The organism is Mesorhizobium sp. P160219, assembly GCF_057786095.1.
The window spans coordinates 3,988,794-4,001,674 of the sequence record NZ_JBYNWG010000001.1; the positions used below are offsets into that span (position 1 = coordinate 3,988,794).

Sequence of the window (12,881 nt, forward strand, 5' to 3'; positions counted from 1 at the left end):
CGACAGACTCTCTATCTGCTGACTAGTGGAGGATCGAAAGGCCTTGTTGAAACCGCAACGCTCCGTTCTCCTTCGGACGGGGCCGAAGCCAAAGATCGAGAGTGACCCTCATCCCGCCGACCAGCATGTCGGCAGGCAGATTGCGACGGTTCGCGTCCAATCGGACGTCTCCCAAGCCCAACTTGCCCGGTCCATCGGCATCAGTTTCCAGCAGCTCCAGAAATACGAGAACGCGAGGAACCGCGTGAGCGCGTCGATGCTCTACGAGATCGCTACGTCGCTAGACGTTCCCGTCAGCCGCTTCTTCGACGGCCTGCCGGGAAACGATGAGACCTGCATCGAGGCGCGGCCCCTGCCGGTCGATGAGCGCCTGGATTTCATTGCCAGCGCGGAAGGGCGGCGCCTGATCGAGGGGCTTGTGCACCTTCCGCCGCGTGTGCGCGGTCGCGTCTCGTCCCTGATCGCAGCGTTAGGAGAAGAACTGGCCCTGCTAGACACAAAGGCGGATAGCGAGACGCCCGGCGAATCCCCGCCGGCCGAATGCAGGACCTTCTGACGACAGGTCGGGTCCGTCAGCCGAATTTTTGGGCAGCGGGCAGGGCGATGCGGCCGCAAGCCGAGGACATTTCGATTTCGACGCCGAACGCCCGCGAGCGGGTCGCGAATCCTTCGAGGATCTCTCGCGCCGCGCTTCCAGTGACGGCGACGGGTACCAATCTGCCCGTTGCCGATCCGAGAGACTGAGCTTCCGCGCCGATCGCAACGGGCAGGAGGTCTATTTCTGCGAGGTTTCCGCCCGCATCATAGCGGCAGGCGGCGACGATGCTTTGCCAGACTTCCGGTGGATCCCATTCGGTTTCGCCGGGATGCACGTGGAATAGGAAATTTCCGAGGCCGTAGAAGATCGGCGAGCCATTGTAGATTTCCACGGCCTGCAGCACCGGCGCGCCGTGGCTGACGAAGAGGTTGGCGCCGGCGTCGATGCACATCCTGGCAAAGGTCTGCACCCAGCGCGGCACGTCCTGCCAACCTGGTTCCCAATGATGGTGATGCAGATAGGCGATGACGAAATCGCCTTGTGCCGCGGCATGCCGGATGGCGGACAGGTGGACACTCGCGCTTCGCTGATCGACTTCGATCAGACGGCCGAAATCTGCGGCTTGCGTGAACACCGTGCCGTAGAAATTGATCTCCGTGCCGGCCGACACCGCCACCGGGTCCTCCGGTTGCGCATAATTGGCCAGTTCAAAGGGGGAGCTTTGCAAATGCGCGCCCAGCCTTGCCAGTCTGCTGAAATGCCCGTCCGGCACCCCCATCTTGCGAACGGTGTTCAGACGATTGACGCCGGGCCGAGCCGGCCGGAAGGCCGTGCGGTCTTCGGCATACATGTTGGTCGGGCCGGGGCCTGCATCCATCGCCAGAAGCGCGACCTCGCACGCGCCCAGCCGGTGGCGGCCCGGTTTCCTCGCGTCCGTCTCGTTGGCTCCGATGCCGGCATGCAGGAAACCGCGCGCTTCCACCTCTTCCAGCGTCGAGAGGATGCCGCCAGCTCCGAGATCGAAGGCGTGGTTGTTTGCGAGCGCAAGCGCGTTGAAACCGATCGCTTGCAATGCGTCGAGCACTTCAGCCCTGGAATATCCGAAGTATTTGCCCTTGGTCGGCCACCCGCCGTGCTTGCCGAGGATCGTCGACTCGAAGTTGGTGAAGACGACGTCGCCTTGGCGCAGAAAGTCCGTAACCGCGATGAAGCGTTCGTCTTTGAGGTCACGGATGTCGTGCTTGATCAGGGATTGGCCGGTAACGACCGCGCAGAACTGGTCTTTCATGGAACTCGCCTTGAAGGAGGGGAGGGCGCCAGCGTTCAAGCTGGCGCCACGTCAATGTCGAAGTCGGTTGCCGCCTATTGCGAGATGGCCGGCGAGATATCGCTCTTGAACCATTTCAGGCTCAGCCCCTTGATCGTCCCATCCTTGGTGGCCGCGTCGATCGCCGCGTTGAACTTGGCGAGAAGGTCGGTATCGTCCTTGCGCATGCCGGCGCCGACGCCTGGTCCCCAGAGCCCGCCTTTCAGTTCAGGGCCGAAAAACACCACATCCGAGCCGGAAGGCGTCTCCAGAAAATCCCGCCAGGTGAAATAGTCGGCCAGACCGCCGTCGATGCGACCTGCGGCAAGATCGAGCTTCATGTTGTCCTGGCTGTCATAACTGCGAATGGTCACGACATCGCCCAGCATTTCCTTCACGACTGCTTCCGAATTTGACGAGCGCAAGGCCCCGATCGCCCTGCCGGCGAGTGTCGATCTGAGGCGTTCGATTGTCGCCTTTTCCTTGTCGCCGATGCTCGAGAGGTTGACCTTCTGCTTGATGTCGCCAGGATCGAGACCCAGGTCCTTGCGCACAACGAACTGGTTGAAGCCGGTGGCGTAGGGAACTGAGAACGCGATCTTCTGCTTGCGTTTTTCCGTGATCGCCATGCCAGACATGATCACGTCGAACTTGCCGACAAGCAGTGCCGGGATGATCCCGTCCCAATCCTGCGGGACAAAGGTACATTTGATCTCGATGCGACGACACAGCTCCTGTCCGACATCGATATCGTAGCCGTAAAGTTGACCGTTCGCGTCGGTAGAGTCCCAAGGCGGCGAAGCACCTTCGGAGGCGATCGAAATGACGCGCTCGCTTTGCGCGCCGGCCGGGAATACCGACATCAGGGACGCGATAGAAACGGCAATAGCTACGGGTATGCGCATGATGCACCTCTTCGTTGGTTTGGATGGGAAGGGCAGTTCAAAAGCCGCGGCGTCAGGGCAGGGGTGGCATCGTGATCTCGTGATCAGGCAAGGCCGGGCGCAAGCGCTGCTTTCGTCGATGCACCGGATGGCCGTCGGTCGAAAGCCATCGCTCCAGAAGCTGGATCGCTTTTACGGCGATCGAGGTGAGCGATAGGTAGATCGCTCCGGCGACGATGAAGATCTCGTACGGCGCGAACGTGGTCGACACCATCTGTCTCGCCATGCCGGTGATCTCGAGCAGCGTTACGGTGCTCGCAAGGGACGAACCCTTGATCATCCCGACGATCTCGTTGCCGTAGGCCGGGAGCGATATCCTGAAAGCGATCGGGAAGGTGACCAGGCGAGCGATCTGGAAGCGTTTCAAGCCGAGAGACGTGGCCGCCTCGGTGACACCCTTAGGCACGGACTGGAGACCACGGCACAGGATCTCGGTGGTGTGTGCCGCGCTGTTCAGCGAAAATGTCAGAAGGGCGCACCAGAAAGGATCCCGCAGGATGACCCAGAAGATGCTGGCCCGCACCCCCTCGATCTGAGCGAGGCCGTAATAGAGCAAGAAGAGCTGAACAAGCATCGGCGTTCCGCGGATCACATAGGTGTATGAGAGCACCGAGAGCGAGAGGCCGGGGCGTCCGAAAGCGCGCATGAAGGCCAGCGGCACGGACAGAAGAAATCCGGCCGTCAGCGACAGGACCGTCAGGGTCAATGTGAGACCAACGCCCGAAGGCAGGACAACCATTGCGTCGAACATCAAGCCGAGGTTCATGGGTCGCTCCCTCCTACCGGCCGAGTGCCGGATAGCGCCGCTCAGCCAGCCGGATCGAAAGCAGCGTGACGGTGGTCAGCGAGAGATAGAGAGCGGAGGCCGCAAGGTAGAAGGTCAACGGTGCGCGCAAGGATCCGGCCCCCACATACGCAACGCGCATGATGTCGGTCAGGCCGACGATCGAAACCAGTGCGGTATCCTTGAAGAGCGAGATCCATAGATTGCCGTAGGCAGGCAGCGCCAGCCGCAGCATTTGAGGTCCGATGACGAACATCCAGCGTTGCCAGGCGTTCAGGCCAAGCGACTTTGCCGCTTCGGTTTGACCCGCTGGCACCGCCGCGATCGCTCCGCGAAACACTTCGGTCGCATAACCGCTGAAAACGACCGAGAGCGCGACAACGCCTGCGGTGAATGCGTTCACCTCGACATACCGGCCGGCGATCTTGCTGGCGAGCGTGGTTCCGCCGAAGTAGATGAGCAGGATAATCAGAAGTTCTGGTACACCCCGGACGACTGTGGTGTAGGCGGTCACGACCGCGTTGAGGCGCGGTTTTGCCGTGCCCTTCGAAATCGCCAAAAACAAGCCAAATGCCGTACCCAGGCAGCCGCTGACTAGGGCCAGGCTGATGGTCACGGTGAGTGCGACAACAAACTGAGTAGTAAAACCACCCATGGGGCGCTTTCCTCGACTCGCAATTACCGCAGGACACGCCGGTCTTTATCGCCAAGACCAAGTCGTATAACCCAAGGTTGCGAATTGTTATATTTGTAATTTGGAGTTAATTTGAGATATTCGCTAATTCTAGCGCTTCAAATTACACACTCAATCTATAATTTTTATTATTTTATCTATAACCAACCGTTATATACTAAGGCGGTTCGTTGCTCCTAGGTTGGCGTGATCCGCTTCCCGGGTAGCGTTGTCAGGGAAAGGTGCGCGGGGATGGAGCTTCTGCAGAGCGACCTCAAGCTCCGTCAGTTGAAGGTCTTCCGGGAAGTGTTGCGGGCCGGTTCGACACGGCGAGCAGCGGTTGCGCTCGGGATAAGCCAGCCGGCCGTCAGTCAACATGTGAAGCAGCTCGAGACCACGCTCGGCATCACACTGTTCAAGCGATCAGCCAACCGCATCGTCCCCTTGCAGGAAGCCTGGGAACTCCTGCGAAACGTGGAACTTGCCCTGACGTCCCTGGATCGGCTGGAAGCGTCGATCTTCGCAATGAAGAACGAGGAAAAGCAACGGATCGCGATTGCCGCGCCTTCTGTTTTCGGTTTCGTGACCTTGCCCAAGGTCGTGGCGATCATCCACTCAAAGACCGCTTCGAATGTCCGGTCGATTTCTGGAAGCTACGAGCAGATCGGCGAACACATCCTGGCCGGCCGTGCCGATCTCGGCATCTCGAGACTGCCGCTGGATCCACGTCTGTTTGAGTGGGCGCCGCTTGGGTCGGCTCGCAACGTATGCATCTTCCATCCCGACCACCGCTTTTCGAAACAGACCTGTATCGAGGCGCAAGACCTGGCAGGCGAGACGATCGTCGATATCGATCCCCAGTTCGCCGCTCATCAAATGAACTTCAACGCCTTGCGCTTCGCCGGCGTTGAGCCAGACATACTGGTGGAATTCGATTGCAACGGTCACGAAGCCGGATACGTCTCGGCTGGCCTGGGCATTTCGATCACAAACGAGATCATCGCGCGTGAGTACGCGGCGTTTCAGCTGGGAGTAAGGCCAGTAGAACCGTCCGCGCTCTATCACTACGTTGCGATTTGGCAGAGGGGCAGGACCTTTTCCAACGCGTTGAATGTATCTCTCGAGGCCACAATCGCTGCGTTTTCGAATATGCCGACTACGAGAGGGTGAATATCTCGTGAGGGATGGTGGCCTGCGATACTGCGTCTCCGGCTTCCCCGGGGTCCTTTTCACTGCTGGAGATGGTGACGTGTCCGCCGGAGCTTACCGCCTGGCTTCTGGTTAGGCGCGCTTGAACGGTGACGTCTGTCAGGACCACCTGATAACGGCGCGATTACAAAGGAACGCCAGCAGGTGTTGGAAAATGGCGGCGATTAAGGCTGCCCTGTTGCTCCTGCTTGCCCGCGAGGTCCTCACTTATTGGATTTCTTTGGATATTGGCTCGAGGAACAAGAGATAGGACCGATTAGGATCGGAGCCTGCGGGCCACCCGAGGATCACCGACTGCATCTGAGGTATTCTCTTGGCAGCGATACTCTTCACTTATTCGTAGACCAGCACATAAGTGTTGCCGACACTATCGTTCAATGGATTTGCGGCCGCCGTCAGTCGATTACTAGCGCATTCAACACAGGAGATATGCCATGCGCGATCAAGGGCTTAGCAATTCACGTGTCGCAGCAATCATCAAAACGAAGAACGAAGTCAGCGTCAATCAGGCGCGGTGGATACTTATTCCGCTGTTCGGATTGTGGATCTTGGTTCCCGCTGCGGGCATGATCCTCGGGTGAAGAAATGACCCCGGCTGTGAGTGCAGCCAGGGCGCTGGAGAAAGTCCGATCCGAACTGCACGCACTACTCGGATCATGAGCCTGTGCTGCTCTGACCGCATCGATTGCGCACGAGGTACACCAGCGGGTTTCAGGCATTATCGCCAATGCCGGCACCTGCCTCGGGCATTGGCGGCTGATCGACAAAACGTCGATGGAGCGCTGGGAATTGCGCGGCGTTCCATTCGGGACGGCAATCGGGCGGCGAGGTGGGCGTCGGTACAAAAGTATTGCCGATACCAACGTGCAATAGCATCCAAAAGATTGCGTAGGTCATCTCCATATCACTTCTGACCCTCGTCAGATGTACCTTTGGACGCCCATCGTCATTGGGACGATGGCGAAAACAAGAGAGGTCTACACCATGAACATCAAAGCGATTGGTCTCGGTGCATTTGCACTTTTTTGTGTCGGCAGCACAGCCCTCGCCGGCGCACTCGACGTCGTCGACAACATCGGGCCATTCTACACTGACGCCTCGATGAAGGCCCTGAAGCCTATGCCTGAGTTCAAGGCGGTCTTCATGGCCAAGCCGAAGCCCATGCGCGAAATGATCATGCGCGAATGCAACGACGCGGCGATGAGCAAGCCCTACGCCGAGTTCTGCGCCAACGTGAATGCCCTCGGCGGGATGAAATAGTCCCCGTCATTGCCCCCGCGAACGGCGCCTAAAATGATGGCGGGCAAGCCCGCCATCAATTTTCCGCGCGGAAGACCACAATCAAACCATGGAGGGAGTTCGCGCATGAAGACGAACCTCTTGTTGGCCTCGTTCCTACTCATCACTTCGATTGGGCTGCCGAATGGCAGTTTTGGGGCCGACGCTATGGGACTATCGATGAGTTCCAAAGGATCGCAGGGCTCATCCGTCCAGGGCTCGATTTTCGGCTGGTTTGCCGGCCAATCGGAGTTGGCGTCAATCACGCAAGCCGAAGAGTGGCTCAATTCGCCACCACTGACGCCGACGGCACTCCGTGGAAAAGTCGTCCTTGTCAGTTTCTGGACTTACACCTGTATCAACTGGATGCGCGCACAGCCCTATCTCCGCGCTTGGTCGGAAAAATACCGAAACCAGGGGTTGGTCGTGATCGGCGTCCACTCGCCGGAGTTCCGGTTTGAGAAGAACATCGACAACGTCCGCCGAGAGGTGAAAGCGCTGGGGGTCGACTATCCCGTCGCCGTCGACAGCAAGGGAGCGATCTGGAGCGCTTTCAACAACAACTTCTGGCCGGCATTCTATTTCATCGATGCTCAAGGGCGAGTGCGTGATCAGCATTTCGGTGAAGGATCCTACAACGAGTCCGAGAAGATCATTCAGCGATTGCTGGCAGAGGGTGGCAACGAGGTCGGAGGCAGTGATCTGGTGTCGGTCGATGCGCGCGGCCTCGAAGCCGCAGCCGACAAAGCCAACCTGAAGTCTCGGGAAAATTATGTTGGCTATGAACGTACCCAAGGCTTTGCGTCCCTTGGCGGAGTAATTCGCAACAAGCCGCATCTCTTCGAAGCGCCGGCACAGTTGCGCCCGAACGAATGGGCGCTTACGGGCGACTGGATCATGGGAAGCGACGGCGTGTCGGCGAAAAGGGCCAATGGCCGCATAACGTACCGCTTTCACGCCCGCGATCTGCATCTTGTTATGGTGCCGGCATCGCCGGGATCGTCCGTAGAGTTCCGCGTCCTTGTCGATGGTCACCCACCAGGCGGATCTCACGGACTTGACGTTGATGAACACGGCAACGGAACGGTAAGCGAACAACGCCTGTTCCAGCTTATCCGACAACTAGGGCCGATCGTAGATCGCCAATTCGACATCGAATTTTTTGGCCCCGGCGTCGAGGTATTCTGCTTCACGTTTGGCTGATTACCAAGCTGTCGCCGATCCCCGCGACCTCCTTGATCGAGCCGAGCAAAAGCGGGATTACCAGTGGACGCTCCATTCTCTCAATTGGGCGCGGAAATTCCTTCTTTTCATCATCTTGAATAACAGCTGTCTAGAGGCGTCAAAGCTAACGCTGGCTCATTCAACCATAACCTTATCCGCGATATTTAGGGCAGAGCATCAGGAAAGCTGGTGCCGCGAATATGCCGCCTGTGGCGCCCGGGCGTAGCGGCTCCGAAGCCGCCGATTATAAGTATTCTCGCCCTGTGGCTGCCGATTCTGCGATTAAGAATTGGATGAATAGGCATGGGGGAGAAAGGCCGCTATTCTAAGCCTCGTTCACCTTCGATGCAGGAATAACGAGATCACGGAGTAGGAAAATCGCATGCTATGCGACAAGGCGCCCATCCCCTGCCCGATGGATGGTGAATAGAGTTGTGGTGTCATGAGCCAAACCCACACACTACAACCGTCATCTATCCGCTTCCCGGTGCAACCGCGGCTGGTACCGGCGATCAAGGCGGCGCGTTATCTGCACCTGACGCTGCGGGAATTCATGGAATTGCTGCCCTCGTTGCAGGATCAAGGCTTTCCCAAGTCCTGCCCAATTACCGGCAACTACGACCTGGTTGCGATCGACGCCTGGTTGGATCGACGCGCGGGTCTTGCAGGATCAGGATCCGGCGCGCAGTCTAGCATCGACATTGCAAGAGCGAGGCTGGCGACCCTTGGGTAAGATCAAGTTGAAGCACTACGTCATTCGTAAGGGCAAATACGGCTACTGGCTGCCGACGCCTAAGATGATCGAAGCTGGCTTCGAATGCATTTCCTGTGGAATCGACGGGCCTAAGGCCTGGACGATCGCCAGGGAGTGGGAAGACCGCTGGCAGGAATTTCGCAAGGGCAGGGAGCCGTCGCGCCTGCATGTATGGCCAAAGGATTCGATCGGCGACGCCTTCGCACGCTACCGCCGCATGGATGCATGGAGGCGCAAGCCACCGCGCACCCGCGAGGATTGGGAGCGCGGCTGGACCTTCATCGAGCCGTACTTCGCCGACCTGCCGCCAGCCGACATCACGCTCGAGCTGCTCGACGACTGGTATGGCCGTCTGCTGCGGGTCAAGGGGGTCGACACCGCCTACCGTGCCGTAAAGACGTGGCGTTCGCTCTACAATGTCATGGCAGGCATGAAGCTATGCCCACCTGGCTCCGACCCATCGCAGGCGATCCGCCGCCAGACGCCAACACCGCGGCACCAGACGTGGACGGCAGGCGAGGCCGTGCGCATGGTCAAGGGCGCCTGGCGCGCCGGCTACCGCGGACTGGCGTGCATCATCGCCGTTGCGTGGGACACGAGCTTCTCACCGGTCGACGTACGCACGCTCACACCGGCGCAGGCAATGCAGACAGCACAGGAATGGGGTTTTCTGATTGCACGCAGCAAGAGTGGCGAGGCGGCTTTCGGCACGCTGTCGTCACGCACGCAGCGCCTGGTGCTGGCCTATGTCGAATCATTGGGCGTCACCCTGCTTGACGATGCGCCGATCTTTCGCTCGCGCGGTTTCGCGCCGGGCCCGAAGGGCGGCCGGCCGCGCGCCGGCGTGCCTTACACGAAGGATTCCCTGGTCGACGACTTCGCCGATCTGCGCACGCTGGTGTTCGGGACAGCGGAGAAGCGGCGCCTGATGGACATGCGGCGTTCCGGCGCGGTCGAGGCGAATGCCGGAGGCGCGTCGGTCGAGGCAATCTCGGCCAAGATGGGCAATTCGATCGACGAGAACAAGGCGCTGCAGAAGACCTATATGCCGGTCAATCTGGCCGCCGTCCGCTCAGCCGATGCCAGCCGCCGCAAGGGCAGAACGCTGCTTGGCCTGGAACGGAACGAATACAGAAAGTTGAAACTCTCCGGAGAATGAGAGTTGAAACTTTTCAAGGGGCGGTAGCTAACCCCTTGAAATTAATGGCGCGAGTGACGGGGCTCGAACCCGCGACCTCCGGCGTGACAGGCCGGCACTCTAACCAACTGAGCTACACCCGCGCATTGGACGAGCACGTGTCAGCCGTGTTCGTCGTTGGGGCGGTGGATAAGGGGTTCGCCACCGGGTGTCAAGCGCAGCTGGACAGCATAAACGCAAACAGGAGAAGGTTTTTTGACGGGCGGCACTTTGCCCGCGAAAACCACTGTGCGGCTAAGCTCGCAGCTGTTCATTTGGCCTTGCGAAGCCGGTTGCGACCGCTTAAAGGTCCGGCCGGAGCGGGCGATTAGCTCAGTTGGTAGAGCGCTTCGTTTACACCGAAGATGTCGGCGGTTCGAGCCCGTCATCGCCCACCATCTAACATGCTGAATTTAAATGAATATTTTATCGCACTGAATTGACCTCCCTGCCAGTGATGGCGGATCTAGCTACAAACTAGCAACTCTATGCGGTGATTCATATGCCGTGTCAGCAGGTCCCTGAAGTCGACGGTTGCCGCAAATATCACTACTATCGGATGGCCCTTCCACCGCCAAAACCTGCAGGCTCAATATCTCCTACATTTGCTTTCCCGCTATGCCCGGCAGGTAACCGTACATGCCGACTGCGGACTAGATGACGCCATGGATTTGAGCTTCACGTTTCGCCGATATCAGCCGTCGTTCTTCCTGGGCCAACGCCGCAAAAACATGCTGCTGGATTCCTGGCGTGGGGCATCTCGGCACGACCAGCTGGACGCCGTTCTCCATCACGGCTGCGATGAAGCTGACACGTCGTGAGAAGCGGTTTAGGCGGGCAATCTATAGTGATGCACCCGCCATTTTCGAAGCGACGATCGCCTTTGCCAGTTCAGATATTAGATCGTTCCTGCCTGATTCTAACTCGACAAACTCTGCGATCACCGACCCACTGGGCCTCGGCAAATGGCCGGACAATCTGCTGCTGAGCGTCTAACCCAAGCCCGGGCTTGAACTGCTGCTTCGTGGAAACCGGTAACAGCCGACATATTTCATGGGGCCTCGTCAAACGTAAACGCCAGTTTACGTTTGACGACGTCACCCATATTTCGCCCGATGATACCGCTTTGGCTTTCACGTCATTCTGCACCACTGACCGTCTAGTGAATGGTGCACGTCCCCGGTCACAGCTGCTTGAGCAGAGCACTATCGCATGGGTGGCGGGTAGGCGGCCGAAACCATACCGATTGGCATGGATTTTGTTGGGTATTGATTGCGTAATTAAGCTACCGCTTGTAGACTGCCGGAAACAGAAGTCGCGTAATATGCCAGGTAGGTTTGGATGAGACTGCTGAATCGCTGGTCTCCGAGAATTATAGGATTATTCGCCTGCGTGCTTGGCATCGTCACAGGCAGTCAAGGGTATTCTGCTGTTAATCCAATGCCGAGCGCAGAACAGATGTACACAGCGTTGTCCCTGTGTGCTTTGAACGTCAACCTTAAGGTAGATGCCGATATCAAGGGCTCTTTGAAGTCGTTGTTTGAGGATGCCTCGGCCAAAGGCCGATTCAGCGTAGAAACGACAACAGCATTCTTAGGGCTCTTCCCCGATACCGACAAGCTAAAGGCATATCGTGCCTATCGCGGGTGTATGTTTAAGACGTTGAATTTAACCTCGGATTCGATATGCGCAGACTCACCAGCATCACATTATACGCGCATTGCGATGTCTAGGTTCATTCTTGGCCCTGGCGTCAATCAAGAGGACTTGTACTCGACCTCGCTTGCGTCTCTCTTAAAGGCTTCGCGCAAGTATCGTTTGGTGCTGTCGGAGCAAGTCCAGCAGACGTTGGAACAATTATCTGACTCAGACCCGCTAATGTCGCTAGCGATGGCGAATGACACAACAGAATGCGCCAATCAAGTGGACCAGGCGTTTCTTCCGTCGGTCAGCGTCTTAGGAGATAAGGTTGTCATTGCTATTAAGATTGTCGATGTAAGAACGACGCAGGTGTTGCGAATAATAAGAGTCCAGGGAAGTGACAGAACAATCGATTCGTTTGACCAACTAATGCTGTTTACGTGGCGTAAAATTGAGGATGGTCTAGCTCCGGAGTCGTGGATATGGAGAAATGGGATTGGATATTGCGACAGGCTAAAGTATATTATCTCAGAAGTCGGCACCTCATCTTGCAAGGAAGGCACTGACGACCGTTTTTCTTTGATGGAGGACGGACGGACTGGAAACAGCTTCATCGATAATTGCCAACAGACTTGGCGCCGAAATCAAATGGAGCCTGTGTGTATGTTTCAATGCGTCGGCGGCCGGCCGACAGATGTTAGCCTTTACAAGCGTCTCGATGGAAACTCAGTGATTGAGCAGCCGCGCTCGTCGAGTGAGCAGCGGGCTTTCGTGGAGACATTGATGAGAAAGTACGGGTTCAGTGAGGAAGAGCTAGCCAAATTCAACATCAAGTCGATCTATCCAGACCAGGAGTTGAAAGATCCCGAAACGATATTCACGTCGGCTATTCGAGATATTCAGGCATGCCTGCCCGCTTGGAAGAATGGGATAGTGGCTAGTGGTGCAGATCAAAAGAACGATTCGAAGAATATTATGTTCTACAACGAGGATAAGCGGTTAATTCTAAAACTCAGCGCATTTTCAAGTGACAATACACGTTGGAATTTCGTTACGCTTACGTTCCAGTAAGTGACTTAGCCCAGTGCCGAGGGCTCGGAGTGAATAATAGGCCGATCGAAAAAAGGGAAGGAGAACTGCATTGCAAAGGAGAAGCGCGGTAATCGCTCTGTATTTTGCGCTGTTATGCCTCTGTGCGGCTTTGATCATTGGCAGCGAGTTCCTCGGCGCAACGGTACGTGCCAATCTCCTGCCTATTGCGTCGGACGGGTTCAAACTGGTGCTGGGCGCTTTGGTAGGTGCGCTTTCTGCATTGATGGGCATTAAGGAATCCGGAGAACAAAAATGATAGTT

General features: G+C 57.5%; 15 protein-coding genes and 2 tRNA genes. 11 read left to right on the forward strand and 6 right to left on the reverse strand.

The features are described from left to right. Nucleotides 1-46 precede the first annotated feature (46 nt). The gene (locus AC3EMP_RS19280; RefSeq protein WP_245265606.1) at nt 47-556 is read left to right on the forward strand and encodes a helix-turn-helix domain-containing protein; all 510 of its coding nucleotides are present in this window, start codon (nt 47-49) and stop codon (nt 554-556) included. Between the two features lie 16 nt (nt 557-572). Here the strand turns inward: AC3EMP_RS19280 and AC3EMP_RS19285 are convergent, their stop codons facing one another. The 4 genes from AC3EMP_RS19285 to AC3EMP_RS19300 all read right to left on the reverse strand — a co-directional run bounded on the left by AC3EMP_RS19285 (nt 573) and on the right by AC3EMP_RS19300 (nt 4,227). Continuing rightward, entirely contained in the window at nt 573-1,826 is a 1,254-nt protein-coding gene (locus AC3EMP_RS19285; RefSeq protein ID WP_023669160.1) for a CapA family protein, read from the reverse strand. A 74-nt stretch (nt 1,827-1,900) separates the two neighbouring features. After that, entirely contained in the window at nt 1,901-2,749 is an 849-nt protein-coding gene (locus tag AC3EMP_RS19290; protein ID WP_352713524.1) for a transporter substrate-binding domain-containing protein, read from the reverse strand. Between the two features lie 52 nt (nt 2,750-2,801). Then, a complete protein-coding gene (locus AC3EMP_RS19295) occupies nt 2,802-3,554 on the reverse strand; it encodes an ABC transporter permease (RefSeq protein ID WP_023669158.1) in 753 nt (250 codons plus the stop codon). Nucleotides 3,555-3,567: 13 nt separating this feature from the next. Next, nucleotides 3,568-4,227 carry an ABC transporter permease gene (locus tag AC3EMP_RS19300; RefSeq protein ID WP_023669157.1) on the reverse strand — a complete coding sequence of 220 codons (660 nt, stop codon included), beginning with the start codon at nt 4,225-4,227 and terminating at the stop codon, nt 3,568-3,570. Between the two features lie 270 nt (nt 4,228-4,497). Here AC3EMP_RS19300 and AC3EMP_RS19305 point away from each other — a divergent pair, with 270 nt between their 5' ends. Continuing rightward, a complete protein-coding gene (locus AC3EMP_RS19305; protein ID WP_023669156.1) occupies nt 4,498-5,415 on the forward strand; it encodes a LysR family transcriptional regulator in 918 nt (305 codons plus the stop codon). A 473-nt stretch (nt 5,416-5,888) separates the two neighbouring features. Then, nucleotides 5,889-6,035, forward strand: coding sequence for a hypothetical protein (locus AC3EMP_RS19310; RefSeq protein ID WP_023669155.1), 147 nt, complete (start codon nt 5,889-5,891; stop codon nt 6,033-6,035). Nucleotides 6,036-6,165: 130 nt separating this feature from the next. Here the strand turns inward: AC3EMP_RS19310 and AC3EMP_RS19315 are convergent, their stop codons facing one another. Then, complete coding sequence (locus AC3EMP_RS19315; protein ID WP_156940624.1) at nt 6,166-6,351, reverse strand: hypothetical protein; 186 nt, start codon at nt 6,349-6,351, stop codon at nt 6,166-6,168. Nucleotides 6,352-6,438: 87 nt separating this feature from the next. Between AC3EMP_RS19315 and AC3EMP_RS19320 the strand changes: the two genes are divergently transcribed. The 4 genes from AC3EMP_RS19320 (at nt 6,439) to AC3EMP_RS19335 (ending at nt 9,869) form a co-directional block, all read left to right on the forward strand. Beyond that, on the forward strand, nt 6,439-6,714 hold the full coding sequence (locus AC3EMP_RS19320) for a hypothetical protein (RefSeq protein WP_023669154.1): 276 nt from the start codon (nt 6,439-6,441) through the stop codon (nt 6,712-6,714). Nucleotides 6,715-6,819: 105 nt separating this feature from the next. Next, complete coding sequence (locus AC3EMP_RS19325) at nt 6,820-7,935, forward strand: redoxin family protein (RefSeq protein ID WP_352713519.1); 1,116 nt, start codon at nt 6,820-6,822, stop codon at nt 7,933-7,935. A gap of 463 nt (nt 7,936-8,398) precedes the next feature. Continuing rightward, nucleotides 8,399-8,689, forward strand: a complete 291-nt coding sequence (locus AC3EMP_RS19330) for a hypothetical protein (RefSeq protein ID WP_023697538.1) — start codon at nt 8,399-8,401, stop codon at nt 8,687-8,689. Next, a complete protein-coding gene (locus tag AC3EMP_RS19335; RefSeq protein ID WP_023697539.1) occupies nt 8,682-9,869 on the forward strand; it encodes a protein kinase family protein in 1,188 nt (395 codons plus the stop codon). The genes AC3EMP_RS19330 and AC3EMP_RS19335 overlap by 8 nt, the downstream gene beginning before the upstream one ends. Nucleotides 9,870-9,914: 45 nt before the next feature. Here AC3EMP_RS19335 and AC3EMP_RS19340 read toward each other — a convergent pair. Then, nucleotides 9,915-9,991 (reverse strand) — tRNA-Asp (locus AC3EMP_RS19340). Between the two features lie 218 nt (nt 9,992-10,209). Here AC3EMP_RS19340 and AC3EMP_RS19345 point away from each other — a divergent pair. The 4 genes from AC3EMP_RS19345 (at nt 10,210) to AC3EMP_RS19360 (ending at nt 12,876) form a co-directional block, all read left to right on the forward strand. After that, nucleotides 10,210-10,285: transfer RNA gene (locus AC3EMP_RS19345), tRNA-Val, on the forward strand. Between the two features lie 352 nt (nt 10,286-10,637). Next, entirely contained in the window at nt 10,638-10,883 is a 246-nt protein-coding gene (locus tag AC3EMP_RS19350) for a hypothetical protein (RefSeq protein WP_352713516.1), read from the forward strand. A gap of 396 nt (nt 10,884-11,279) precedes the next feature. Then, the gene (locus tag AC3EMP_RS19355; RefSeq protein WP_352712564.1) at nt 11,280-12,599 is read left to right on the forward strand and encodes a hypothetical protein; all 1,320 of its coding nucleotides are present in this window, start codon (nt 11,280-11,282) and stop codon (nt 12,597-12,599) included. A 70-nt stretch (nt 12,600-12,669) separates the two neighbouring features. Continuing rightward, complete coding sequence (locus tag AC3EMP_RS19360) at nt 12,670-12,876, forward strand: hypothetical protein (protein WP_352712562.1); 207 nt, start codon at nt 12,670-12,672, stop codon at nt 12,874-12,876. Nucleotides 12,877-12,881 lie beyond the last annotated feature (5 nt).